Here is a 24217-nt window from a genome sequence, read left to right on the forward strand (position 1 = left end):
GGCGCACCGCTCTCACCCGCTCGTTTCGATCCGCACCCGGCCCGCCAACTCCTCGCAGACACGGGCGGCGTCGGCCGCGTCCGTGCCGTCGGTGATGACGTGTCCGGCGCGGTCCTGCGAGCTGCGCACCGGGCGGACCAGGTCGCCGACCGCGACGTCCAGCTGGATCTCGGCGGTGGTGCCCCCGGTGTCGGGCAGGGCGATGTGCCGGACCGTTCCGGGCGGTGGGGTGAGGAAGCGGATGGCCGCTCCCCGGCGGGCGACGGGCGGGTCGGCGGGTGGACGCAGCAGACCGAACGGGCAGCCCGCGGTGAGGCTCACCACGTCCAGGCCGTAGGCCCGGCGAAGCAGTTCACGGATCTTGTCGCCGCCGATGCGGTTGTGCGACTCCAGGATCCGCGGGCCCTTCCCGGTGACCTTGACCTCGGTGTGGGCCGGGCCCTCCGTCAGTCCCACGGCGTCCAGGAAGGCGTGGACGAGGGCGGCGACCTCCGCCAGGACGGGCGCGGGCAGGGCGCTCGGCTGGGTGTGCCCGGTCTCCACGAACGCGGTACCGACCAGCTTGTCGGTCACCGCCAGCACGGTGTGCTTCCCGTCGTAGGAGAAACTCTCCACGCTGATTTCGGGGCCGTCGAGGTACTCCTCGGCGATCGGCTGCGTGCCGCCCGCCGCTTCGAACGCCCGCCAGACCTCCTCGGCGGCCTGCGGCCCGGCCACCCGGAAGACGGCCTGACTGCTGGTGCCGGCCGCGGGTTTGAGGATGACCGGACCGCCTGTCGTACGGCAGAACGCGGCGAGGTCGGCCGCGTCGCGCGGCGCGGCGGTGTGCACCGGGCCGATGCCGCGGGCGTTGAGGATCTCCCGCATGCGCTGCTTGTCCTGGAGCAGGCCCACGGTGTGCAGCGAGTTTCCGGGCAGGCCGAGCCGCTCGGCGAGCGCGGCCGTGGGCAGCAGGCCGCGCTCGGTGAGCGACAGCACCCGCCCGAAGGGGCGTTCGGCGTGCAGCGGAGCCAGGGCGGCGTGCAGTGCGTCGGTGTCCGCCAGATCCACGGCGAAGGCCATGTCGGCCTCTGCGGCCACGGGCGGCGCCGGCTGCGCCGCGTCGTGCACGAAGACGGTGTCGATGCCCAACGCGCGGGCCGCGCGCACCAGTTGCGGGGTGCCCGCGAGCACCGCGATACGCGGTGTCGCGGGCACCTGCTGCCCGAAGGTCATGCCACGGGCTCCGGCTGGGTGTCCATGGCGGTTCCCGCCTCGGGCGTCACCGTCTCCGGGTCGCCGAAGCGCTCCTTGAGGTAGGCGATGATGTCGGCGTTCTCCCGCAGCTTGCCCGGGATGACGGTCGCGCCGTCGACCAGGGCCGGGATGAACTTGCTGCCAGTGGTGCGGATCAGCTCGTGCCGCTCCTCGCGCGGCTTGGGCACGTTGATGTTGATGTAGGAGACCTGGAGCTTGGTGAGCAACTCGCGCACCGGCTTGCAGTCCGGGCAGGTCTCCCGCTGGAACAGGACGAGCATCAGCGGCCCTCCTCGTGGAACGTACGGATGATCTCGCCGACGCCGGAGCCCGGTGTGAAGGTGTGGCCCAGGTCGAGCAGGGCCATCTCCAGGGCGCCGAAGATCCCGCTCAGGTCGAGGGCGTCGGCCGCGCCCACGTGTCCGACCCGGATGAGCTTGCCCTTGAGATGCGCCTGGCCACCGGTCATGGTGACGCCGTACGAGGTGGACAGCGTCTTCAACAGCTGCCCGGTGTCGATGCCCTCCGGCGCGAGGGCGGAGGTGATGACGTGGCTGCGCCGGTTCGGGGCCTGGACGAAGGTGCTGAAACCGAGCTTCAGCAGGCCGCGTTCGGCCGCCTTGCCGAGCACGGCATGACGCCTGCGGAAGGCCTCCATGCCCTCCTCGTCCAGCATCTTCAGCGACTCGTGCAGGGCGAGCAGCAGGGACACCGCGGGAGACGAGGACGACATCGGGTAGAACTGGCGCAGCCGCTTGAACGACCAGTAGTAGTTCGGCCCGGTGGACCGCTCCACAGCCGTCCACGCCTTGTCGGAGAGTGCGACGAAGGCGAGTCCCGGCGGAAGCATGAAGCCCTTGTGGGAGGCGGCGAGGACCACGTCCAGGCCCCATGCGTCCATCTCCAGCTGGTGCACCAGCAGACCGCTGATGGCGTCGACGACCACGACCACGTCGGTGTTGCGGAAGATCCGCCCGATCGCCTCGACGTCGTTGAGCGCCCCGGTGGAGGTCTCGCTGTAGACGACGAACGCGCCCTTGATCTCCGGGTGTTCGCGGTAGGCGGCCGCCACCCGCTCGGGGTCGGCGCTGGTGCCCCAGTCGCTCTCGACGACGTGCACGACGAGTCCGTAGGACTTGCAGATCGCCTGGAAGCGCTCGCCGAAGTAGCCGTTGGAGACGACCAGGACCTCGTCGCCGGCCGAGAAGCAGCCCGCGACCGCGGCCTCCATCGCACCGGTCCCGGAGGAGGCGATGGTGTACACGGGGGCGCTGGTGCCGAACAGCGGGGGCAGGGCACCGCTGATCTCGTGGATCAGCTGCTCCATCTCGGTGGAGCGGTGGTGGATGATCTCGCGGGCCCCGGCCAGCAGCAGGCGCTGCGGCACCTCGGTGGGGCCGGGTGTGGCCAGCCGTAGCTTCACCGGCTGTTCTCCTTGATCTCGTGGGTGTGGGGGGCGGTCGCCGCGGGCCGGGGAGCGTCGACGAAGACGCGGCGGGTGGCGGGCTTCAGATCGAAGTCGAAGAGCACCACGCGGTGGCTCGGTGACATGGCGAGGCGGCCGTCCCGGAAGGGGACGAGGAGACTGGTGCCGAGCAGCGACGACTTCAGGTGCGAGAAGCCGTTGGGGTCGGCGGTGGTCAGCTCGTGCAGATAGCGGCCGCCGTCGGCGGGGGACTCCGGTGCGATCCGTTCCAGGGTCCGCAACAAATCCTGCACGGCGCCCGGTTCATAGCGCATCACGGTGAGCCCGATGGTGCTGCCGTGCGCGAACACCCCGGCCAGACCGTCGCCGGTGCCGTGCTCCTGGAGAGCGGCGGCGATCCGGTCGGTGAGGTCGTAGTGGGAGTTGAGGCCGGTGCTCTCCACCGTCAGTTCGATCACCGGGCCACCTCCGCGGGCCCGCCGATCGTCGGCGGCACGTTCTCGGCCGTCAGGTCGCCCGGCCCGGTCAGCGTCCAGGCGGGTACCCCGGCCAGAACATCGGCGATGCGGGCGAGCTGATCGGCGTGGGCGGCGCGGCCGTCCTCGAGGTAGTGGTGCCAGCCGGCGTTGGCCCCGTCGAACGCCGACTCCACGTTGGCGCGCAGGACGTCGGCGTGCTCCTGGCGGCTGCCGGTCAGCGGCTCGACGACCGTGCGCTCGCCGGGGCCGATCGCCGGGTGCAGGATCGCCGCGACGGGCACGCGCACCCCGACCGGGGCGCTCGGGAAGCGGTCCCGGAACGGCAGCGGGTCCACCGCGAACTTCCCCACGGGCGAGAACGCGTGGCCCTCGGCGGGCACGTAGTCGTCCCCGATGCCCGCGATCTCCTTCAGGCCCGGGTACTTGGCGACGGTGCCGTACCCGAGGTGCGGGTAGTCGGGCCAGCCGGCCGCGACGACCGAGCCGTCCGGCAACTCGTGCAGCACGGTCTTGTCGCCGCTGAGCACCTGGTAGCCGAAGTGCTCCACCAGCTCCAGGAGCACCGTGCTCTTGCCGGCCCCCTTCGCGCCGGTGACCAGCACGACCTCGCCGTCCCGGTAGGCGGCGGTGGCGTGCAGCACCGCGGCGCCGGTGTTCTCCTGGTGCTTCAGCACCAGGTCGCGCACCAGCTCGACGAGGTCCATGTGCCCGCCGGCCCCGAGCGTCACGTCGATCACCCGGGCGGCGCGGTCGAAGACGAAGCGGCTGCCCGTCTTGGTGCACTCCAGGTACTCGCGGCCGTCCACGACGGCCCGCCGGGCCGGCACGGTGAAGAACTCGCTCGCGCTCTTGCGGAGGTAGATGTCCTCCGTCACGGTCCCGGCCGCAGGCGCCAGGCGTCCCGGGTCCGGGGCGTGGACGCGCAGGGTCGCGACCGGCTCGCGGTCGCTCTCGCCGGGCTTGGCCTCCTCGGCGACCAGATGGGTGCCGAGAAAGGCGAGCGCGTCGTCGATGTCGGCGCCGGGCGCCACCTCAAGGTCGAGGTGGGTGCCGTGGAAGTCCAGCCACAGGGCGGTGGAGTCGGTCGGGCTGGTCACTGTGCGGCCTCCGCGAGTTCGCGTCCCAGGGACTCGTAGTGCTCCTGCTGCTGAAGCATCTGGGGCATGCGCTGCAGGTCGAAGATCTCCTTGAGCGGGGCGAGTTCGGGCTCCACGTTCAGCGTGGTGCCGTCCCGCATGATCTTGGTGAGGGTATCCCGCATGGCCCGGATCGAGCTGCGCAGCGCCTGGTTGGCGTAGATCGCCATGGCGAAGCCGCGCTGCTCCAGTTCCTCGACGGTGACCTGGTTGTACGTGGTGGGCACGACGATCACCGGGAGTCCGCCGCGGTAGGCCTCGCGGAAGGCGAAGACCTCCTCGGGGTCCTTGCGCTTGGAGTGGATGAGCAGGGCGTCCGCCCCGGCCCGCTCGTACACGTCGGCCCGGCGCAGTGCCTCCGCCATCCCCTGCCCGGAGATCAGCGCCTCCAGACGGGCGACCACGACCATGTCGGTACGCGTCTCTGTGGCGGCCCGGATCTTGCCCGCGAAGTCGTCCAGCGGGGCGAGGTCCTGGTTGCCCTCGATGAAGCTGTTGAGCTTGGGGAACTGCTTGTCCTCGATGCACACGCCGGCCACGCCGCGCGCCTCGTAGGAGCGCACCATGTGGATGACGTTGTTGACGTTGCCGAACCCGGAGTCGCAGTCCGCGAGGACCGGGATGTCCACGGCGGACGCGAGGCCGGCGGCCGCGTCGAGGCATTCGCCCATGGCGAGGATGTTGGCGTCGGGCACGCCGGCCGTCGCCGAGATCTCCAGCCCGCTGGACCAGACGACGTCGAAGCCGGCCTCCTCGGCGAGCCGCGCGCTGAGCGGGCTGTGCGAGCCCATGGCACGTGTCAGTCGCGGTGCGACGAGCGCCGAGCGCAGCCGCTGTGCCGCGTTCGGCGGGTCGTTCTGTTCCTGCTGGGGCGGTCGGCTCCCGGTCATGCGTCCCCTCCGTTTGTCTGTTCGGCGGTCTGTCCGGTCTGTCCGGCCAGTTCTCGGCACACGTCCTCGACCGTCTCGTCGAGGACCTTGCGCGGCCGTGCCGCGCCGATCCTGCGCCCGACCTCCCACGGATCGAGTCCGTGGTGGGCGCTGATCTTCTCGATGCGGTCCTGGAAGTAGAAGTGGTGGTCGTTGATGCCGGCCGCGATCTCGGCCCGGCGCACCGTCATGGGGCGTGGCAGCACCTGCTCGGCCACGTACTCGGCGGCCTCGCAGACCAGGGGCAGATCGGCGTGGGTGTCGTACTTGGGCCACGCGGTGAGGAAGGCCGCGGCCTGTTCGGTGGCGAGGTTGCCGGCGCCCCGCGCCATGGCACAGAGCGAGGCGTCCAGCCAGCTCACGCCCGCGTCCAGGCCGGCGACCGCGTTGGCCGCGGCCAGGCCGAGGTTGTTGTGGGCGTGGATGCCGAGCGGTGTCGGCAGCCGCTCGGCCAACAGCTCGACACGTCGGCGTACGTCGTCCGGGGTGAGCGCGCCGAAGGAGTCGGCGATGTAGAAGACGTCCGGTGCCTCCGACGCCACGACCGCGGCGGCCTCGGCCAGCTGCTCCTGGGTGGTGTAGCTGACGGCCATCAGGTTGACCCCGACCTTGAGGCCGAGGGCCCGCACGGCACGGACGTACTCCGGGACCCCGTCGATGTTCCACGGGTAGGCGGCGACGCGCACCATGGACACCGGGCTGTCGGGCAGGTCGTCCATGGCCCGTACCGGGCACACGGTGGGTACGACCATCACGGCCAGCTCCGCGTGCGAGACGGTCGGCAGCGCGGCCAGGTACTCGGGCGTGCAGTGCGCCGAGGGCCCCGCGGTGGCGCTTGCCCTGCTCCCGGATCCGCCGCGGTAGCCGACCTCGATGACGTCGATGCGGGCGGCGTCCAGGGTGCTCACGATGGTGTGCACGTCGGTGGCGGTGAACTGCCAGTCGTTCTGGTTCCCGCCGTCGCGCAGGGTGCAGTCGAGCAGGGTGGGTTTCACACGGCTCCTTCCAAGTGCGCCGCCGGATCGGCCAGTTGGGCGCGGAACCGCGCCACCAGCTCCTGGGGCGTGTACTCCACGCGCTTTCCCGCGGGGTGGCTGCGAAGCCTGCAGCGGATCCGCACCAGGGTGGGCGTGCCGGTCAGGTCCAGCGCGGCCAGCTGGTCGAGGTCGTCCACGGTGTGGGCGGCGGCGTAACCGGCTGCGAGGGCCATGGCTGCCGGGTCGCCGAGGGCGGCGGTGCGCTGGCCGCCAGTGCTCTCGTGGGCGCCGTTGTCGAGGACGACGTGGACCAGATTCGGCCGGTGCTCGGCGATCATCGGCAGACAGCCCGGGTTCATGGCGAACGAGCCGTCGCCGTCCAGCACCAGCACCCGGCGGTCCGGGTGGGCCAGCGCGATGCCGAGCCCGATCGGCGCGGCCATGCCCATGGAGCCGACGAGATAGAAGTGGTTGGCGCGATCGCGGATGTTGTACACGTCGCGCGTGATGTAGCCGCAGGTGCTCACCGTCAGGGCGGTGGACTCGCGCTCCAGCAGTGCGGCCAGGGCGTCACGGATGTCCAGCAACGCTAAATCCCTTCCCGGACGATCAGAACGGCGGTGCTGCGGCCGGCGTCGTACTGCTTGAGGAACGCCTCCACGGAGTCCTCGGGGTGCTCGTTGTCCAGCACGGTCCAGGGAAGCCCGAACACGTCGAGCAGCCGGGTGAGTTCGCGTCCGATGACGTCGTGCTCGACGGCGTCCTTGCCGTCGTGACCGCGCCAGCTGACCACGATCGGCAGGTGGACGTCGTAGATGAGGTTGAACGAGGTGAGGACGTTGAGCGAGTAGCCGAGGCCGGAGTTCTGCATGAGGGCCACGGGCCTGGCCCCCGCCACGGCGAGACCGGAGGCCACTCCCAGGGCGCTGTCCTCACGCGGCGCGGGTATGTACACGGCCGGACAGTCGGGGCTCTCAAGTAACCGGAAAAACCCCTTCAGCAAGGAACACGGGACGCCGGTGAAGTGCGAATGCCCGCGGGCTACGAAGGCGTTGAGCAAGGTTTCCGCGACTGTGGCCACGGATCCCGCTGCCGGTGAAGTTTCAGGCAGCACGCATGACCTTTCTTTGCGAAGCACGGACGTGATCACGCCCGGCGAGGAGCGTCTCCGTGCCCCCCGGCGGCATGGATCGTGCATGACCGGCAGTGGAATCCGCAACGACATTCCGGAATACGGACTGGTTGATTTCGTAGAGCCGAACCGGACATATCCGCCGTTCGATGGTCTTATGGTTGACTGCCTAATCGGCCAATCTCCGGAACGCAATGACTGAATTTCGATGTTTGAAGTGGAGGATCGTGGGGTCGTGGCTCCGTTCCCTGGCCGACATCCCGGCCACCCTCCACGCCACCCCTCTTGGCCTGCGGGTTTCTTGTCGGTGGTCGGTGCATCGAATTTGAGTCAGGCTCGCGGGACGGGTTCTCGGGTACCTCTTGGACCGTCCGTAGGGCATGCGAACTCAGGGGCGTGGGCCCGCAATTGGGGCTGCCAGGCGGATGTCCGGTGCATCCCTTCCTGGCCACGGGCCTTGCCCGGAGCGTGGTTTCCACAGGCAGGGCCGGAGTGCAGAGTGGCTGGATTTCGGTGGACCGGCGTTGATCGCCGCCCGTACAGTCGGCGCCATTGACGTGTGGATGCCTTCCGGGTGGGTCCTGGAGCCGCCAGGGCGGACAGGCTCGTAGTAGACATCGACGTCGGCGGTCGGCTTGCCCGGCGCATCTCCCCGCACAGTGTCGTGCGCGGGTTCCTTCCCTACGCCATTCCGGCGTCTTTCTCCTTTCCTTTCGATTCTTTCCGACATGCAGCGGGGGCTGGCTTATGCGCGCGGCAGAACAAGGCAGTGGTATCGACTTTGTCGACGACGAAGCACAGGCCGCGGTCGTGGCGGCCGAGGAAATCGTCGAAGAGGCCGCGGGGGGTGACAGTGGCGGCGCGTTCGGCCCGGTGTGGTCGGACGACCGGGTGGCGCACCTGCTGGAGCGGCTCGCCTCGGACTTCGTGCTCGACAACACCTACCGTGAGCAGCACCTGAGCCTCACGGCCAGCGAGAACTACCCGAGCAAGCTGGTACGGATGCTCGGCAGCGGACTGCAGGGCGGCTTCTACGAGTTCGCCCCGCCGTACCCGGCCGAGGCGGGGGAGTGGGCCTTCCCGGACTCCGGCGCGAACGCGTCCCTGGTGGGGAAGCTGACCGGGATCGGCCGGCAGCTCTTCGAGGCGGCCACCTTCGACTGGCGGCCCAACGGCGGCTCGGTCGCCGAGCAGGCCGTGCTGCTGGGTACCTGCGGGCGCGGCGACGGCTTCGTGCACTTCGCGCACAAGGACGGTGGCCACTTCGCCCTGGAGGCGCTGGCCGGCGCGGCCGGCGTCAACACCTACCACCTGCCGATGGTCGACCGGACCCTGCTCGTCGACGTGGACCGGTTGGCCACGCTGTGCGCCGAGCACCCGGAGATCAAGCTCGTCATCCTCGACCAGTCGTTCAAACTGCGCTGGCAGCCGCTCGCCCAGATCAGGGCCGCGCTGCCCGAGGGTGTCTTCCTCGCCTACGACGCCAGCCACGACGGCGCCCTGATCGCCGGCGGCGCGCTGCCGCAGCCGACGTTGCTCGGCGCGGACGCCGTGCACGGCAACACCCACAAGACCATCGCCGGACCGCAGAAGGCGTACATCGCCTTCCGGGACGCGGACCACCCGAAGCTCAGGGCGGTGTCGGACTGGGTCTGCCCACAGATGCAGAGCAACTCGCACGCCGAGCTGATCGCACCCATGTACGTGGCCCTGTCCGAGATCGCCCTCTACGGCCACGACTACGCGCGTCAGATCCTCGCCAACTCCAAGGCCCTCGCGCACGCCCTGCACGAGGAGGGGGTGCGGGTCTCCGGGGAGTCCTTCGGGTTCACCGAGACCCACCAGGTGCATGTCATCACCGGGTCGGCCGCCGACGCGCTGCGGCTGTCCCTGGGGGACCTGGCGCACGCCGGTATCCGCACCACCAACATCGAGGTACCGGGCGCCAACGGGCTGCACGGCCTCAGGCTCGGCGTCCAGGCCATGACCAGGCGCGGGCTGCGCGAGGCGGAGATGCGCGAGGTGGCCCGGCTGGTGGCGAAGGTGGTGCTGCGCCGCGCCGAGCCCACGACGGTCCGCGCCGAGGTCGCCGACCTCCTCCAGGACCACACCTTGGACCGACTCGCCTACTCCTTCGACGCCTACGTCGGCTCACCGGCCGCGGCCCGTCTCCTGGGGGAGGTGTTCCGGTGAGCACGGCGACTCCGGCGAACGCGTCGCCCACAGCGAACGGTGCGGACCCGGCGAACACTGCGGACACAGGGCGTACGGTGACCCGTAGGAGCGCTGCGGCCACGGCGGATGCGGCGGGCACGGCGGCCCGTACGAGCACTGCCACACCGGCGAGTACGACGGCCCCCTCGGCCACCGCCCAGGCGGCCCCGGCGATCCCCGCGGGCGCCACGGCCCCCGGCTCCCCGATGACCCGCCTGATCCCCCGGCCCCCCCTGCCGCCGGGCGTGCCGGGCGCCGCCGAGCGGCCGCACCGCGCCGACGCACCGCACGCCGTGATCGGCGCGGAGGTCTGGCACACCGAGTGGGCCCGGCAGCTCCTCGAGCGGCTCGGACTGCGGACCGTCATCGCCGACGAGCGGCTGTCGTGCGAGCGGGTCCTCGACACGCTCGCCGCCCAGTCGGTGGCGTTCGTGTGCGAGGAACTCCCGGTCAGCGGCCTGGCCGCGATGACCTGGGCGGCCCGCCGCACCGAGGCGCTGCGCCGCAACGACCCGCTGCTCGGCGTGGTCTTCATGGTCGAGGACCACCGGGCCCTGGACCCCCGCGCCCTCGGCCCGCTGGTGCGCACCCTGACGCCCGGTGACACGGACCTGCCCGACTTCCTTGCCGAAGTGCAGGGCGTGCGGCGCGAATACCACTGGGAACTGCGCAACAGGCGGCCCGGCACACGGCCGGCCGGGGAAGCTGCGGCGCCCCCCGCCCGGTGGACGGGCACCGTGCCGAACTTCAACGTGAAGCACCCGTCCATGCTGCTGCCGTACGCCCTGCTCTCGGCGCGCACGCGGCGGGACGTCTACTGCGAGATCTCGCCTCAGGAAGCCCTGTTGTTCGTGGCGGGCAGCGCCGGCCGGGGGCCGGTGGCCGCCGTCGCCGAGGTCTTCGGCACGCTCCGGCAGGACGTCGACCGGCTCAACACCGCGCTGGGCTCGCGGCTGCGGCTGCACCTCGACCACGCCGACGACTACGAGGTGGTCCAGGCCGCCTGCGAGGCCGGGTTCGACTCGGTCATGGTCGACGGGTCCGGTCGTACGCTCCACCAGAACGTGCTGTTCACCAACGCGGCCACGGAACTGGCACGGCGCTACGACGTCCTCGTCGAAGGCGAGATCGGCTCCATCGACGGGGCCGGGCTGCGCAAATGGAACAAGACGACCTTGAGCGACTTCACCAGGTTCGTCGAGAACACGGACCTCGATCTGGTCGGGGCGCACGTGGGCCAGTTCCACAGTTTCGACTACGGCTTCGCCGCCACCCGCCGATCGCTGGCCACGGTCGGCCTCCTGGACGACCGTGCCACCGGCGACGACCTGCACGCCTTCGCCGAGGCCTGCGCACGCGTCGAGAAGGACCTCAACGACGCCGGGCTGCCCGGCTACTCGGCCGAGCACCGGCTGGTGGCGGCGCTGGCCCGTCGGGCCACGACGGAAGGGGACGGGCCGGACGCCGGGCCGCGGCTCGACGCCGTGTTCCGCGAGGCGCGGACCCGTGTCCCGGTTTTCCAGCGGCCGCTGCTCGACGCCCTGGAGAAGGAGTGGCTGGAGCAGCGGCTGGCCAAGGCGCGGCGCAAGACCGAACTGTGGGACGAGGTCTTCGCCACCGAGCCCGCGCGCGAGCACCGGTACGCGGCGATCGACCACGGGCTCGTCCAGGCGCTCACCGGCGTCCTGGAGGGCACCGGCCGCGCTCTGGTCGTGCATGGCGGCAGCTCGCTCTCAAGGGTCGACCTCGCGTCCCTGCCGGCGCACGGAGTCGCCCGGGTGAACTTCGGCAGCGGGGTCTACGCCGACTATCTGGAAGCGCTGCGCGCCCAACTGCCCGTGGATCTCGCAGCCGATCTCGCCGGTGACCTCAATTCACCGACAGGTATGGGGACTTGGAAACATGTCCGGCGCATGTCGTACCTTGCGGAGGCGACACGTGACTGGCGGTCGTGGACCGATGCGCCGCCGTCCTTCGTCGAGACCTTCGTCAGTCGGCTGGAGCGGTGCTACGCGGCCCCGCTCCGTGGCCGTACGCCAGCAGAGGCCCAGGGAGGCCGCCGTTGAGTCCCTTTGAGCAGATCGTCGACCTTCTCGACCGTGAGAAGGCCAGGTACCGCGTGGTCGAGCACCCGGCCGAAGGACGTTCCGAGGAGGTGTCCGCGGTGCGCGGCACGACCGTGTCGCAGGGCGCGAAGGCGCTCGTGTGCCGGGTGAAGGGGATCGAGTCCCCGGCGGTGCTGGCCGTGCTGGCGGGCGACCGGCGCGCGGACCTGAAGAAGGTCGTCGCCGCGGTCGAGGGCAAGAAGGGCGGGTTCGCCCCGTCGGAACTGGCCGAGGAGCTCACCGGCTGTGTGGTCGGCGCCATCCCGCCGCTGTCGCTGTCCGGCACGCTGCCCGTCGTCGTGGACGCCGAGTTCCTCGCGGCCCACGAGGAGATCGCCTTCAACGCGGGGCGGCTGGACCGGTCGGTGGTCATGGCCACGGAGGACTACGTACGGATCGTGGCGCCCGCGGTGGCGCCCATCGCGGCGCCGGTGGTTGCCGTCGCAGCGGAGTAGGGACCGGCACGGAGTATGACCGACACGGAGTAGGACCTGCACGGAGTAGGACCTGCACAAGAAAAAAGGGGGGTGCGTCGGCTTGCGAGTGCGAATCGGGGCACAGTTCGTCGCGCTGGCGTGCGCGTGGGGCTCGAGTTTCCTGTTCATCAAGGTCGCGCTGGACGGGCTGACACCCGCTCAGGTGGTGTGGGGCCGGCTGGTGCTGGGCGCGCTGGCGCTCTGCGCGGTCATGGCGGTGACCCGTAGCAGGATCCCCCGGGATCCCGGGCTCTGGCTGCGGCTGTCCGTCGTGTCCGTCCTGCTGTGCGTCGTCCCCTTCCTGCTCTTCTCCTGGGCCGAGCAGCACCTCGACTCCGGCATGGCGAGCATCCTCAACGCCACCACCCCGCTGCTGACCCTCGCGGTCAGTACGGCAGCCCTGGCTGACGAGCGGCTCGACCGGCGCCGTGCGGCGGGCCTGCTCACGGGGTTCGCCGGGGTCCTGGTGCTGATCGGCCCAGCGGGCCTGGCCGCCGGCGGTGGCCATCTCCTGGCCGAGTTCGCCTGTCTGGGCGCAACCGCCTGCTACGGCGTCGCCTTCGTCTACCTGCGCCGTTTCATCGCCCCACGCGGACTGCCGGCGGTTAGCGTCGCCTTCGTACAGGTCACCATCGGCGCGGTCATCATGCTGGCGGCCACACCCTGGCTCGCGGAGCCCACGCCCCGCATCGACGCGCCGATCGCGCTCGGCATGCTGGCTCTGGGCGCCCTGAGTACAGGCTTGGCCTACCTGTGGAACAACAACATCGTCCAGGCGTGGGGCGCGGTGAACGCCTCCGCGGTCACCTATCTCACGCCGGTCGTCGGTGTCACGGCGGGCGTGATCCTGCTGGGTGAGCGGCCGACGTGGAACCAGCCGCTCGGGGCGGTGCTGGTCATCGCCGGGATCATGGCGGCGCACGGTGCGCCTCGTCCGGCGTCGCGGCCGGTCGTGGTGCCGGATGAGGCGGTTGACGTCGAGGCGGAGGAGCGCGTGGTCCGCTGAGCGGGGTGCGCGTTGCCGCCTCGGGCGGCCCCATCGTGTCGGCGGCGCTCTGGTGCCGGCGGCGGGTGGCCAACTGCATCGAGGGCACCAAGCTCCTCAGCCATCCGGTGGTCGGCGAGCTGGAGTTGAGGTATCAGTCCGCCGATCTCCAGGACGGCAACATCCTGGAGTTCTACCACGCGGAACCCGACTCGCCGCGCGGGTCACGTCCGGCGGATCGCCGTCACGCCCCAGGTGAAACCCGAGCCGGCGGTCGCCACGACCACCAGGTCACCGGAGGCGATCCGGCCTTCCCGCTCCAGCTCGTCCAGGGCGAGGAACGGGGCCGCGCCGCCGAGGTGGCCGTCGCGGTCGTACTGGAAGACGCTGCGGGAGGGGCCCTCGGCGTGGACACCAACGCCGACCTCCCCCACGCTCGGCTTCGCTCGCGCGGGGGGACCCCCACCGCCGCATGGCGCCTCGACACTCACGGCAACCCGATCGGCCGGCCGCGCCGGTTCTTCTACGACCTGTCCGGCACCGCCCAGCACCGCGACGCCCAGGTACGCCACGCCCTCACGCGGCTGCTGAACTGGGCCAAGACCTGCGCCGTCAAGGCCATCGCGGTCGAAGACCTCGACTTCCAGGCCGAGAAAACCAGAGAGAAGCACGGCCGCAAGCGCCGATTCCGGCAGCTCATCTCCGGCATGCCCACCGGCAAACTCCGCGCCCGGCTGACCTCCATGGCCGACACCACAGGTATCGCGATCATCGCGATGGACCCGGCCTGCACCGGCAAATGGGGCGCCCAGCACTGGCAACAGCCGATGACCGGCCCCACCCGCAAGACCACCCGGCACGATGCCGCCGGCATCGCGATCGGACGATGCGCCCAGGGACACCCGATCCGGCGACGGACGCCACCGCCCCGTGCACACCAGAGCGATGTGCACGGGCATCGGACCGTCCAGGCCGACCGGCGTGCCCCCGGGCGTGAGGGACCCCGCCTCCGCACCCCCGGACCACGGACACGATCCGTGCCGCCGGACGCGGCGAGTACGCGGGCGACCAGGACACCCAAAACCGTTCGGGATGTCCGCAGCGACCAGGCATGGGTCCAAGACTCACTCCTGCTCACTGATCAGGAACGGTGGACTGGTCGGGCCTGAAGTTCGTACGGCGCAGGGAGAACCGCCGTACGAACCGACATCCCTGACCCGGGGATGAGAACCGCCACGCCTGACCCAAGAATCGGCGTACTCAGGAAGTCCTTACCGTGAACGGTTAGCATCGCGGCCGGGATTGCCGGCGGCCGTGATGGGGTGAAGGGCATGCAGGACCTGGGAGCGCCGAGGATCGCCGTCGCCGTGGTGACCATGGGAAACAGGCCTGCCGAGGTCGACGCGCTGCTGGAGTCCGTGGCCAAGCAGGACCTCGCGCCCGCGCGGATCGTGATCGTCGGCAACGGCTGCCCGCTGCCGGACTACGCCGAGCGGCTGACGCTGCCCGGCGAGGTCACCCTCCTGGAACTCGACGAGAACCTCGGCTGCCCGGGCGGCCGGAACCAGGCGCTGGCCAGGCTGCGGGAGTTCAGGGACGTCGACGTCGTCGTCGAACTGGACGACGACGGCCTGCTCGTGGACGCCGACGTGCTGCGACGGGTACGGGACCTGTTCGCCGCCGACCCGAAGCTCGGCATCGTCGGCTTCCGTATCGCCGACGAGCACGGCGAGACACAGCAGCGGCACGTGCCCCGGGTCGGCGCCTCCGACCCGATGCGGGGCGGTTACGTCACCGGGTTCCTCGGCGGCGGCCACGGCTTGCGGACCGCCATGCTGGACGAGATCGGCGACTGGCCCGCCGAGTTCTTCTTCGCCCACGAGGAGACCGACCTGGCCTGGCGGGCCGCCGACGCCGGCTGGCGGATCCTGTACGCACCCGAACTGCTGCTCCGGCACCCGAAGACCTCGCCGGCCCGGCACGCCATCTACTACCGGGTGAACGCCCGGAACCGGGTGTGGCTCGTCCGCCGCCGACTGCCGTTGCCGCTCATCCCCGTACACCTGGCGATCTGGACGCTGCTCACGCTCGTACGGACCCGTTCGCGGGCCGGGCTGCGCGCCTGGTTCGGCGGGTTCGTGGAGGGCCTCAGGGAACCGGCGGGCGAGCGGCGGCCCATGCGGTGGCGGACCGTGTGGCGCCTCTCGCGGCTGGGGCGGCCGCCCGTCATCTGAAGAGAAGCGAGTGGAGGGGACGAGGGTCCCGGACGGTCACCTCCGCCGACCGGGACCCTCTGACGTCCCACGGATCCGGCCACGGCGGCGTCACTCCCCCGAGTTGCGCGTTCTACGCGCGCACCCCCGGGCCAGATCCGATGAAGTGATCACATCAGGTGGCACCAACGGATCGCTAACATGTGGCCAACGGTTCTCCGTTCCGGCCTCGGCCGACTGGCGCGAAGCCGTCGGCCGGCCTCGCCGGAAGGCCGCAGCCGTAACGGATTCCCGCGGCGACCGCCGTGGCACAGGTGGCGGGAAACCGCCGTGACGAGGGCGGAAATCCGCCAAGGATGCGGGAAGGCAGTGGGCGGCGTGAGGCGGGGCCAGCTGCGGTTCGGACTGCTGGGGCCGCCGGTTCTCTACGACGTCCACGGCGAGGCCGGCGACTTCGGCGACGGCACGGATGCCTCCGGCGATGCCGACGTCAAAGCCATCGGCAGCCCCAAGGTCCGCACCCTGCTCGCCGCCCTGCTTCTCGAAGCCGGCCGTGTGGTCTCCGTCGAGTCGCTCAAGGACGCGCTGTGGGGCGGGGCCCCGCCCGCGTCCGCGCAGGCCTCGCTGCACAACCATGTGGCCCGGCTGCGCAGGCTGCTCGACGACCCCGAGCGGCTGCGTGCGGTGCCGCCCGGTTACCTGCTGCGCGTCGAACAGGGCGAACTGGACGTGCATGTCTTCGAGCGTCATCTCGCCACGGCACGCGGGGCGTACGCCGCCCGCAACTGGGAGCGGGTGGTGCGCGAGTGCACTTCCGCGCTCGCCCTGTGGCGCGGCACCCCACTGAACGGGCTCCCCGCCGAGCTGGGCGGCTACGCCTTCGTCCAGCGCCTGAAGGAGGCGCGGCTGCTGCTTCTGGAGTGGCGTTACGACGCCGAGCTGGCCGTCGACGGTGCCCGACTGGACGGTCTCGTACCGGAGTTGTCCGCACTGGCCGCCGAGTATCCACTCCGGGAGGCGTACCACCGTCAGCTGATGCTCGCCCTGCACCGCACCGGCCGCCAGGCCGAGGCCCTGGCCGTCCACCGGGACCTGCGCGCCCGCCTGGTGGAGGAACTGGGTGTGGAACCGGGCCCGGCGATGCAGGAGGCGCACGTCGAGGTGCTCGCCACCACCGGGGGCCCCGGCGCTCCCCGTGAGGACGACACCGCGTCCGGCGGCACGGACGACTCCGCGCCCGCCCTTCCGCAGCCGCCCCGGCCCGCCCAACTGCCCCCTCCGCCCGCCCACTTCACCGGCCGCACCCCCGCACTCGACGACCTCCGCTCCGTCCTTGAGCCCGGTCGGACCCCTGCGATCGCTGTCATCAGCGGCATGGCCGGCGTGGGCAAGAGCGCCCTCGCCCTGCAGGTCGCCCACAGCCTGAGGGAACGTTTCCCCGACGGCCAGCTGTACATCAACCTGCACGGCGCCACCCCCGGCATGACCCCTCTCACGTCAGCCCAGGCCCTCATCGCCCTGCTCCGTGACCTGGGTACCGAGCCCCGCCGCATCCCCGAACACCCGGACGCGGCCGCCGCGTTGCTGCGCTCCCTGCTGGCCCCGACCCGCACCCTGCTGCTCCTGGACGACGCCGCGCACGCCGCTCAGGTACGGCCGCTGCTGCCGGCCGGCGCCGGGTGCGCCGTGATCGTCACCAGCCGTTCGCCGCTGACCGCTCTCGACGGCGCCCGCCGCTTCCCGCTCACCCCCCTGAGCGGCGAGGAGAGCGCCGAGCTGCTGCGGGCGGTCTCCGGCCGCGACGCCCTGGACGCGGCCCATCCCCTCGTCGAACTCACCGGCCGCCTTCCGCTCGCGCTGCGCATCGTCGCCGCCCGCCTCGCCGCGCGCCGAGCGCTCACCCCCGAGGTGCTGGCCGGTCAACTCGCCGCCACGGAAGGCAGGTTGCACCACCTGGAGTACGACGACCTGAGCGTCCGACGGTCCCTGGCCGTCGCCCACGACGCGCTCGCCGCCTCGGAGCGCGAGGCCGACCGGGACGCCGCCCGCGTGCTGCGCGGGATCGGAGCGCTCGACCTGCCCGCCTACGGCGCCCCGCTCCTCGCCCACCTGGTCGGCACCGACGAGCGCCGCACCGAGGCCGCGCTGGACCGGCTCGTCGACGTGGCCCTCCTGGAGGAGACCGCGTACGGCCGCTACGCCCCGCACGACCTGGTCCGCGACTTCGCCCGCGAACTGGCCGCGGGCGCCAGTGACGTGGATGCCGCCCTGCCCTGGTACGCCGCCGTCGCCGAGCGCGCCCTGACCGCGATCGTCGAACCGGGCCTCGACCAGGACGACCGCCGCCGCCCGACCGCGGCCCAGCCGCCGGACCACGCGGCACATGTCGCCGCCCTTCCCACCTTCGAATCCGCCGGACAGGCCTTCGCCTGGGGCGACACGGAGCTGGTGAACATCGTCACGCTGGTCGAGCGGTACGCCGAGGACGCCGGTGCCGACGCCGACGTACAGGCGCTCAGGGCCGCCCGCATCTCGACGCTGATCCGCCTCGTCTTCCCTTACGTGCTGCGCAGTGGCCGCGTCGCCGAGATGGAGGTGCTCGGCGGGGCCGCCCTGCGCGTGGCCCGGCGGCTCGGTGACGAGTCCGCCGAGGCGTACGCGCTGGGCGACCTCGCCGCGTTGCACTTCCTGACCGGGCGGCAGAGCGAGGCCCTCGCCCTCAACGACCGGGCACTGACGATCTGGCGCCGGCTCGACCGCGTCTCCTGGATGCGCCGCTGCCTCAACAACCGCGGCCTGCTGCTCGAAGGCCTCGGCCGCTACGAGGAGTCCGGCCGGGCCCTGCGCCAGAGCCTGGAGTACTCACGGCAGTTGAACGACCCGCACGGCGAGGCCGTGACCCACAGCCACCTCGGCAACCTCTACGAGCACACCGACCCGCGGGCCGCGATCGAGCAGCACCGGCTCTCGCTCGCCATCGGCGACGAGATCGGCGCCGTGATCGTGCAGCACTCCGCGCACTGCAACATCGGCTACGCCCACCTCACCCTGGGCGAACCGGCCGCCGCCGTACCCCACTTCGAGGAGAGCCTGCGCATTCTCGGCGGCCACGGCGACTGGCACGGCGAGTCCCAGACCCGGCTCGGGCTGGTGCGGGCACTGCGCCTGCTCGGCCGAACGGAACGGGCCGGCGCCGAGTGCGCCGAACTGCTCCGCCGCGCGGACGCCCGCGCCGACCGCTACACAGGCGGTCTCGCCCGCCACCAGCACGGGCTTCTGCTGCGGGAGTGCGGGAGCACCGAGCAGGCGTACGAACAGTGGCGCGCGGCCCTCGACGCCCTGGACGGAACGGACGAGAAGGCAGTGGTGACCGAGCTGCGGGAACTGCTGGCCGAGGCGGGCACCCGGTGATCAAAACCGCCCCAGCCTGCGGGCAATCGTCACCAGCACCGGTCACCGCTCACTTCGCATCCGCATAACACTCCACCACCGCCGTAGTGAACGGAAACCGCACAGGCGTCTCCCCGAACGTCAGCCGCCCCGCCAGCTCCGCCGCCTCCCGGATCGCCGTCACCACCGCTTCCGCCTCCTGCTCGGGACAGTGCACGATCACCTCGTCGTGCTGGAAGAAGACCAGCTCGGCCGCCATGTCCGCGCAGGTCTGCCGCAGTGCGGCGAGCACCAGCAGGGCCCAGTCGGCGGCGCTGCCCTGGACGACGAAGTTGCGGGCGAAGCGGCCGCGGGCGCGGGTGTTGGTGGAGGCGTAACCGGGCACCCACTCGGTCCCGGCGGGAGTCTCGGCCGGTTCGTCCTGAGGGATGCCCGCCTCCTCCGCCGCGTCCTCGCCCGCCCCGGCCGCCGGTGGGCAGGTCCGCCCCAGCCAGGTCCGCACGAGCCGGCCCTCCTCGCCCGCGCGCGCCGCGTCGTCGACGTACGCGACCGCCTTGGGGAAGCGGCGTCTGAGCGCGGCGAGGTTCTTCAGGCCGTCGCCGGAGGTCTGGCCGTAGACCGCGCCGAGGACGGCGAGCTTGGCCTGGGCGCGGTCGCCGGAGAAGGCCCGGTCGGAGACGGACTGGTAGAGGTCGCTCTCGCGCCCGGCCACCTCCATCAGCCCCGGGTCGCGGGAGATGGCGGCCAGCACGCGCGGCTCCATCTGGTCGGCGTCCGCGACGACCAGCCGCCAGCCGGGGTCGGCGACCACCGCGCGCCGGATGACCTTGGGGATCTGCAGGGCGCCGCCGCCATGGGTGACCCATCTGCCGGTGACGGTCCCGCCCGCGAGGAACTCGGGCCTGAACCGCCCGTCCCGCACCCAGTCCTGCAGCCAGGACCAGCCGTGGGCGACCCAGATGCGGTACAGCTTCTTGTACTCGACCAGCGGCTTCACCGCCGGGTGGTCGACGGACTCGATCTCCCAGCGCCGGGTCGACTTCACCTTGATCCCGGCCTGCGCGAACGCCTTGATGACGTCCGCGGGCAGATCGGGCCGGACGCGGCGCCCGAAGGCGGCGGACACCTCGTCCGCGAGTTCGGCGAGGCGGCGGGGCTCGCCACCGCCCGCATAGCGCTCGCCGAGCAGTTCGTGCAGCACCCGGCGGTGCACCTCGGCGCTCCAGGGCAGCCCGGCGCGGTTCATCTCGGCGGCCACCAGCATCCCCGCCGACTCGGCCGCCGTCAGCAGCCGCATCCGGTCGGGGTGCACAGTGGCGTCGTGCCGGCGCTGCTGCTCTGCGTACACCTCGACGAGGTCGGGCAGCGGCACAGGGACGGTCTGCGGTTCGAAGAGCGGGGACTGCGCGCCGGGTTCCGCGGAGCGCAGGGGAGGGTCGGGCGGTACGGGGCCGCCGCGGAGCCGGGCCAGAGCGGCGGCCGCCGAGCGGGGCTCGCCGTACCGCCCCTCGTGGCCCAGCAGGAGGGTTTCGGCGTCCTCGACGTCGTAGCACCGCTCCACTCGCACCCCCGTGGCGAGCAGACGCGGATACACCTCGGCCGTGGAACGCCACACCCACCGCACGACCTCCGGCCGTCCCCGCACGGCCGTCGCGAGGTCGGGCTCCCACAGGACCGGCCCGGCGAGCAGCCCGTCCGGACCGAGGGGGGCGATCTCCACGCCACCGTCCTCGGCCGGAGCGAGCGCCCAGCGGTCGGTCATGGTTGCGAGTGTGGCAGGGGGGTCTGACAACGGCCTCCGGCTCTACTTGTCCCGGAGCTTGGGATGGCCCTCCAGGGCCTTGGCGATGTCCGCCTCCACGGGTTTCCTCTCGATGCCGAGATCCGCCAGCAGGCCTGTGCCGTGCTCGAACTCCAGCAGGGCCAGCAGGATGTGCTCGGTGCCGATGTAGTTGTGGCCCAGGCGCAGGGCCTCGCGGAAGGTGAGTTCCAGGACCTTCTTGGCGTCCGAGGCGTACGGGACGAGCTCCGGGACCTCCTCGGCGGCGGGCGGCAGCGCGGCGGTCGCCGCCTGCCGCACGGCGTCGAGAGTGATGCCTTGCGCGACGATCGCCTTGGCTGCGAGGCCCTCCGGTTCGACCGGCAGGCCGAGGACCAGGTGTGCGGGGAGCACCTCGGAGTTGCCCGCGTCCTTGGCGGCGTTGTGGGCCGCCATCACCACGTTGCGAGCACGCAGGGTGTACCGGCTGAAGCCCTGGCTCGGGTCGAGGTCGGCCGACTCCTTCGGCACGAACCGCTTCTGCGCGGCCTGCCGGGTGACCCCCATGCTCTGGCCGATGTCCGTCCAGGACGCTCCGGAACGCCGGGCCTGGTCGACGAAGTGGCCGATCAGGTGGTCCGCCACTTCGCCGAGGTGATCGGCAGCGATCACCGCGTCCTGGAGCTGGTCGAGGGGCGCGGCGTGGACCCGCTTGATCGCCGTGATCAGGTCGTCGAGACGTACGGATGACGTGATGCTCGGGTTCGTCGTCATGTGTCAACCTTAGGTTGACAGCAGGGGACTGTCAACCCTGGGTTGACAGTCGAACGGCCAATGCCGTGAACACCGTCCCGCTGAAGATGTTCAGCCCGCGCGCCACCCGCCGGCTCCGGCGCAGCAGCGAGGAGAGCTTTCCGGAGAGCAGTCCGATCGAGCCGTCCACGCCCAGCCCCATGATCGTGATCGTCAGCCCGAAGACCAGGAACTGTTCGCGCACGTGCCCCAGCCCGGGGTCCACGAACTGCGGCAGGAAGGCGACGTTGAAGAGGATCACCTTGGGGTTGAGCAGATTGGTGACCGCCCCCTGCCAGAAGGCCCGCCGCCGCCCGGGCCCCGCCGCCGTACCCTCCTCGACCGGCACCGCCCGGTCCCGGAAGGCCCTGACCGCGAGGTGGAGCAGATAGGCCGCACCCGCCCAGCGCAGCACGTGATAGAGCGTCGGCAGGGCCAGGAACAGCGCCGACAGACCGAGCGCCGCGGCGACCGAGTGCACGAACATCGCACAGGCCACGCCGCACGCGGCCAGCACTCCGGTCCTGGGCCCGCCCCGTCCGCCCATCGCCACGATGAACATCATGTCGGGGCCGGGAGTGATGCAGAGCGCGAAGGCGGCGACGAGGAATGCCGCGTACGAAGACATGTCCACCATGGATCCATGCTTGAACCGGCAAGGGAGAGGAGCGAAACGAATTTCGGTGGGTGAGACGAGTCCGGGAAAACGCCATGTGGGATGCATGGGGACGGTGATTGACTCACCTGCCATGACCACGACCACGCTGACGACGAGCTCCTCCACGGCCCCTGCCCCTGCCTCAACACCCGCCCCCGTCCAGGACGTTCCCGCGGTCGTCGACGAGACGGCCCGGCTCCTCACCGAGCACTACGTCTTTCCGGAGGCCGCCGAGCAACTGGCCGTGCTGCTGCGCCGGCGCCTCGCGGAGGGGGCGTACGACGTGCAGAGCGCCGAGGAGCTGAGCGACCTGGTCACCGCGGATCTGCAGTCCGTCAACGGCGATCTGCACCTGCGCCTCATGTACCACCCCGAGCAGGTGCCGCAGGGCCAGGGCGAGGCTGCGGAAGCCGCGATGCGCCGCGAGTTCGACACCTCCCTGGGCGGCGTGCCCAGGGTCGAGCTGCTCTCGGGCGGCACCGCCCTCCTCGAACTGGCCCCCTTCCTCTTCCCACTGTCCTGGTCGGCCGAGCCGCTCGCCGCGGCGCTCACCCTGGTCGCCCGCGCCGAGGCGCTCATCCTGGACCTGCGGGGCAACGGCGGCGGCGACCCGGACACCGTCGCCTTCGTCTGCAGCTACCTCCTTGACGAGCGCACCCACCTCAACACCATGTACGCGCGCGTGGGCGACCGGCACGACCAGTCCTGGACCCTGCCGCACGTCCCCGGCACCCGCTTCGGCGGCACCAAGCCGGTCCACGTCCTCACCGGGCCCCACACCTTCTCCGCCGCCGAGGAACTGGCCTACGACCTCCAGCAACTGGGCCGCGCGACCGTCGTGGGGGAGAGCACCCGCGGTGGCGCCCACCCTCGGGAGGGCTGGACGGTCCACCCGAACCTGGAGGCCACCATCCCGGTCGCCCGTGCCGTCAACCCGGTCTCCGGCACCAACTGGGAAGGCACCGGCGTCCTCCCCGACATCCCGTGCCCGGCTCCGGACGCCCTCGACCGAGCCCTGGCCCTGATCCACGGCTGACCCGACTGTCAGTGCCGCATGGCACGATCGACGAGTGACCAGCACTCCGTCCAGCACCGTCGAACGCGCCTTCAAGGCCGCCCTGTACGCCGAGTCCGACACCGCCCTCGACACGGGCGCCTCCCTGCTGGCCGCAGACCCGGCGGCGGACGCCGAACTCGCCCGCCGCGGCCGGGAGTTCGTGGCGACGGCCTGGCGGCGCGGCTGGCAGCCCGCCGACCTGGTCCGGATCGTGCGCCGCGAGCTGGACGACGTACACGTGGGCCTGGCATCGGCGCTGATCCGGGCGCAGACACCGTACGACGGGCCGCGCGGCCCCCGCTGGACCGCGCAGCTGGAGGAGCTCACCGCCGAAGCGGCCGAAACCGCCGGGGCCACCGGCACCCCACCCCGCATCGACCGCTTCTCGCACGCGACCGCCCTCCTGGAGCTGTACCGCCTGCTGCTGCGCCTGCCGGCCCTCGAACCCCTCGACGAGCCCACGCGGCGGCCCGGTTCCGCCCCCGGAGCCGGCCCGACATCCGAGTCCCGCATGCTCACCCGTATCCGCGCGCTGCTCGCCAAGGCGGAGGCGACCGGGTTCCCGGACGAGGCGGAGGCGCTGTCCGCCAAGGCACAGGAGCTGATGGCCCGGCACAGCATCGACGAGGCACTGCTCGCGGCCCGGGCGCCGTCCCCCGACGCCCCCGGCGCCTGCCGGATCGGCGTCGAGGCGCCGTACGAGCAGGCCAAGGCAGTGCTGCTGGACGCGGTCGCCACCGCGAACCACTGTCGGGCCGTGTGGAACGAGCCGCTGGGCTTCTCCACCGTCGTCGGCTTCGAAGCCGACCTGGAAGCCGTCGAGCTTCTCTACACCTCGCTCCTCGTGCAGGCCACGACGGCGATGACGAAGTCGGAGACCGCCCAGCGGGCCGGCGGCCGCAAGCGCACCAAGACCTTCCGGCAGTCCTTCCTCGCGGCCTATGCCCACCGGATAGGCACGCGCCTCGCGGCGGCCGCCGAGACGCAGGTGACCGACGACCTGCTCCCGGTACTGGCCTCCCGCGAGGTCGCGGTCACGGCCCACACGGACCACATGTTCCCCGAGACGACGACGACCCGCCTGCGCGGGGTGAACGACGAGGCAGGCTGGACGGAGGGCGCCCAGGCAGCGGACCGGGCCCAGGTGGGGGCCCGGCCACGGCTCCCGTGAGGTGCCCCGACGTCAGGGCCTGGCGGCCCTGAGCAGGCCGCGCGAACTCCGCTCCGGCTCGGCAGCGCCCCCAAGGCGCGCG

The 24217-nt window shown here is 71.7% G+C and carries 21 protein-coding genes and 2 pseudogenes; 10 read left to right on the forward strand and 13 right to left on the reverse strand.

Annotated elements, in window-relative coordinates; genetic code table 11:
* Positions 1–12: 12 nt before the first annotated feature.
* Genes IH68_RS0133540 through IH68_RS59515 form a run of 9 tightly spaced genes read right to left on the reverse strand, consistent with a single transcriptional unit; the run spans position 13 to position 7138 of the window.
* Positions 13–1215 carry an ATP-grasp domain-containing protein gene (locus IH68_RS0133540; protein WP_051833868.1) on the reverse strand — a complete coding sequence of 401 codons (1203 nt, stop codon included), beginning with the start codon at positions 1213–1215 and terminating at the stop codon, positions 13–15.
* On the reverse strand, positions 1212–1517 hold the full coding sequence (locus tag IH68_RS0133545) for a glutaredoxin domain-containing protein (RefSeq protein WP_030942509.1): 306 nt from the start codon (positions 1515–1517) through the stop codon (positions 1212–1214). Before IH68_RS0133545 ends, IH68_RS0133540 begins: the two co-directional genes overlap by 4 nt.
* A complete protein-coding gene (locus tag IH68_RS0133550) occupies positions 1517–2659 on the reverse strand; it encodes a pyridoxal-phosphate-dependent aminotransferase family protein (protein WP_030942511.1) in 1143 nt (380 codons plus the stop codon). The genes IH68_RS0133545 and IH68_RS0133550 overlap by 1 nt, the downstream gene beginning before the upstream one ends.
* Entirely contained in the window at positions 2656–3120 is a 465-nt protein-coding gene (locus IH68_RS0133555) for a YjbQ family protein (protein WP_030942513.1), read from the reverse strand. The genes IH68_RS0133550 and IH68_RS0133555 overlap by 4 nt, the downstream gene beginning before the upstream one ends.
* A complete protein-coding gene (locus IH68_RS51955) occupies positions 3117–4238 on the reverse strand; it encodes a hypothetical protein (protein ID WP_030942515.1) in 1122 nt (373 codons plus the stop codon). The genes IH68_RS0133555 and IH68_RS51955 overlap by 4 nt, the downstream gene beginning before the upstream one ends.
* Positions 4235–5167: an isocitrate lyase/phosphoenolpyruvate mutase family protein gene (locus tag IH68_RS0133565; RefSeq protein ID WP_051833869.1), complete on the reverse strand. Its 933-nt coding sequence runs from the start codon at positions 5165–5167 to the stop codon at positions 4235–4237. Before IH68_RS0133565 ends, IH68_RS51955 begins: the two co-directional genes overlap by 4 nt.
* Positions 5164–6201, reverse strand: coding sequence for a hypothetical protein (locus IH68_RS0133570; RefSeq protein WP_051833870.1), 1038 nt, complete (start codon positions 6199–6201; stop codon positions 5164–5166). The genes IH68_RS0133565 and IH68_RS0133570 overlap by 4 nt, the downstream gene beginning before the upstream one ends.
* Positions 6198–6770: a thiamine pyrophosphate-dependent enzyme gene (locus tag IH68_RS50440; protein ID WP_199931960.1), complete on the reverse strand. Its 573-nt coding sequence runs from the start codon at positions 6768–6770 to the stop codon at positions 6198–6200. The genes IH68_RS0133570 and IH68_RS50440 overlap by 4 nt, the downstream gene beginning before the upstream one ends.
* Before the next feature lie 2 nt (positions 6771–6772).
* Positions 6773–7138: a hypothetical protein gene (locus IH68_RS59515; protein WP_324607691.1), complete on the reverse strand. Its 366-nt coding sequence runs from the start codon at positions 7136–7138 to the stop codon at positions 6773–6775.
* 924 nt (positions 7139–8062) lie between these two features.
* On the opposite strand from IH68_RS59515, the gene IH68_RS0133585 reads away from it, so the two are divergent.
* From IH68_RS0133585 to IH68_RS59520, 5 genes and pseudogenes are all read left to right on the forward strand, one after another.
* On the forward strand, positions 8063–9508 hold the full coding sequence (locus IH68_RS0133585; protein ID WP_030942524.1) for a hypothetical protein: 1446 nt from the start codon (positions 8063–8065) through the stop codon (positions 9506–9508).
* A 77-nt stretch (positions 9509–9585) separates the two neighbouring features.
* On the forward strand, positions 9586–11595 hold the full coding sequence (locus tag IH68_RS51960; protein ID WP_159403764.1) for a class II fructose-bisphosphate aldolase: 2010 nt from the start codon (positions 9586–9588) through the stop codon (positions 11593–11595).
* Positions 11592–12089, forward strand: a complete 498-nt coding sequence (locus IH68_RS0133595) for a YbaK/EbsC family protein (RefSeq protein WP_030942528.1) — start codon at positions 11592–11594, stop codon at positions 12087–12089. Before IH68_RS51960 ends, IH68_RS0133595 begins: the two co-directional genes overlap by 4 nt.
* 88 nt (positions 12090–12177) lie before the next feature.
* Positions 12178–13116, forward strand: a complete 939-nt coding sequence (locus IH68_RS0133600) for a DMT family transporter (RefSeq protein WP_234341698.1) — start codon at positions 12178–12180, stop codon at positions 13114–13116.
* Positions 13117–13151: 35 nt separating this feature from the next.
* Positions 13152–13304 (forward strand): annotated as a pseudogene (locus IH68_RS59520) (XRE family transcriptional regulator); the annotation flags it as partial.
* A 15-nt stretch (positions 13305–13319) separates the two neighbouring features.
* On the opposite strand, the gene IH68_RS59905 reads toward IH68_RS59520, so the two are convergent.
* On the reverse strand, positions 13320–13586 hold the full coding sequence (locus IH68_RS59905) for a 3-oxoacyl-[acyl-carrier-protein] synthase III C-terminal domain-containing protein (protein ID WP_420719020.1): 267 nt from the start codon (positions 13584–13586) through the stop codon (positions 13320–13322).
* Between IH68_RS59905 and IH68_RS58440 the strand changes: the two are divergent.
* The 3 genes and pseudogenes from IH68_RS58440 to IH68_RS0133615 all read left to right on the forward strand — a co-directional run.
* Positions 13467–14264: pseudogene (locus IH68_RS58440) on the forward strand (IS200/IS605 family accessory protein TnpB-related protein); the annotation flags it as partial. The gene IH68_RS59905 and the pseudogene IH68_RS58440 overlap by 120 nt on opposite strands.
* A 171-nt stretch (positions 14265–14435) precedes the next feature.
* Positions 14436–15329: a glycosyltransferase family 2 protein gene (locus tag IH68_RS0133610; protein WP_107057564.1), complete on the forward strand. Its 894-nt coding sequence runs from the start codon at positions 14436–14438 to the stop codon at positions 15327–15329.
* A 357-nt stretch (positions 15330–15686) separates the two neighbouring features.
* The gene (locus IH68_RS0133615) at positions 15687–18719 is read left to right on the forward strand and encodes an AfsR/SARP family transcriptional regulator (protein WP_030942536.1); all 3033 of its coding nucleotides are present in this window, start codon (positions 15687–15689) and stop codon (positions 18717–18719) included.
* Between the two features lie 49 nt (positions 18720–18768).
* Here IH68_RS0133615 and IH68_RS0133620 read toward each other — a convergent pair whose 3' ends face one another.
* The 3 genes from IH68_RS0133620 to IH68_RS0133630 are packed head-to-tail and all read right to left on the reverse strand — an operon-like array spanning position 18769 to position 21886.
* Positions 18769–20460, reverse strand: a complete 1692-nt coding sequence (locus tag IH68_RS0133620; protein WP_030942538.1) for a bifunctional 3'-5' exonuclease/DNA polymerase — start codon at positions 20458–20460, stop codon at positions 18769–18771.
* Between the two features lie 42 nt (positions 20461–20502).
* On the reverse strand, positions 20503–21231 hold the full coding sequence (locus tag IH68_RS0133625) for a Clp protease N-terminal domain-containing protein (RefSeq protein ID WP_030942539.1): 729 nt from the start codon (positions 21229–21231) through the stop codon (positions 20503–20505).
* A gap of 31 nt (positions 21232–21262) precedes the next feature.
* Positions 21263–21886: a LysE family translocator gene (locus IH68_RS0133630; protein ID WP_030942541.1), complete on the reverse strand. Its 624-nt coding sequence runs from the start codon at positions 21884–21886 to the stop codon at positions 21263–21265.
* 112 nt (positions 21887–21998) lie between these two features.
* Between IH68_RS0133630 and IH68_RS0133635 the strand changes: the two genes are divergently transcribed.
* Entirely contained in the window at positions 21999–22943 is a 945-nt protein-coding gene (locus tag IH68_RS0133635; RefSeq protein ID WP_030942544.1) for a S41 family peptidase, read from the forward strand.
* Between the two features lie 34 nt (positions 22944–22977).
* Complete coding sequence (locus IH68_RS0133640) at positions 22978–24135, forward strand: DUF2786 domain-containing protein (protein ID WP_030942546.1); 1158 nt, start codon at positions 22978–22980, stop codon at positions 24133–24135.
* Positions 24136–24217 lie beyond the last annotated feature (82 nt).

This window comes from Streptomyces sp. NRRL S-646, from assembly GCF_000720765.1.
In the GTDB taxonomy this organism is placed as follows: domain Bacteria; phylum Actinomycetota; class Actinomycetes; order Streptomycetales; family Streptomycetaceae; genus Streptomyces.

Coding starts and splice junctions, on each gene's coding strand:
- IH68_RS0133540 (WP_051833868.1), bottom strand. CDS start 1,215: ATGACCTTCGGGCAGCAGGTGCCCGCGACACCGCGTATCGCGGTGCTC.
- IH68_RS0133545 (WP_030942509.1), bottom strand. CDS start 1,517: ATGCTCGTCCTGTTCCAGCGGGAGACCTGCCCGGACTGCAAGCCGGTG.
- IH68_RS0133565 (WP_051833869.1), bottom strand. CDS start 5,167: ATGACCGGGAGCCGACCGCCCCAGCAGGAACAGAACGACCCGCCGAAC.
- IH68_RS0133585 (WP_030942524.1), top strand. CDS start 8,063: ATGCGCGCGGCAGAACAAGGCAGTGGTATCGACTTTGTCGACGACGAA.
- IH68_RS0133620 (WP_030942538.1), bottom strand. CDS start 20,460: ATGACCGACCGCTGGGCGCTCGCTCCGGCCGAGGACGGTGGCGTGGAG.
- IH68_RS0133625 (WP_030942539.1), bottom strand. CDS start 21,231: ATGACGACGAACCCGAGCATCACGTCATCCGTACGTCTCGACGACCTG.
- IH68_RS0133630 (WP_030942541.1), bottom strand. CDS start 21,886: ATGGTGGACATGTCTTCGTACGCGGCATTCCTCGTCGCCGCCTTCGCG.
- IH68_RS0133635 (WP_030942544.1), top strand. CDS start 21,999: ATGACCACGACCACGCTGACGACGAGCTCCTCCACGGCCCCTGCCCCT.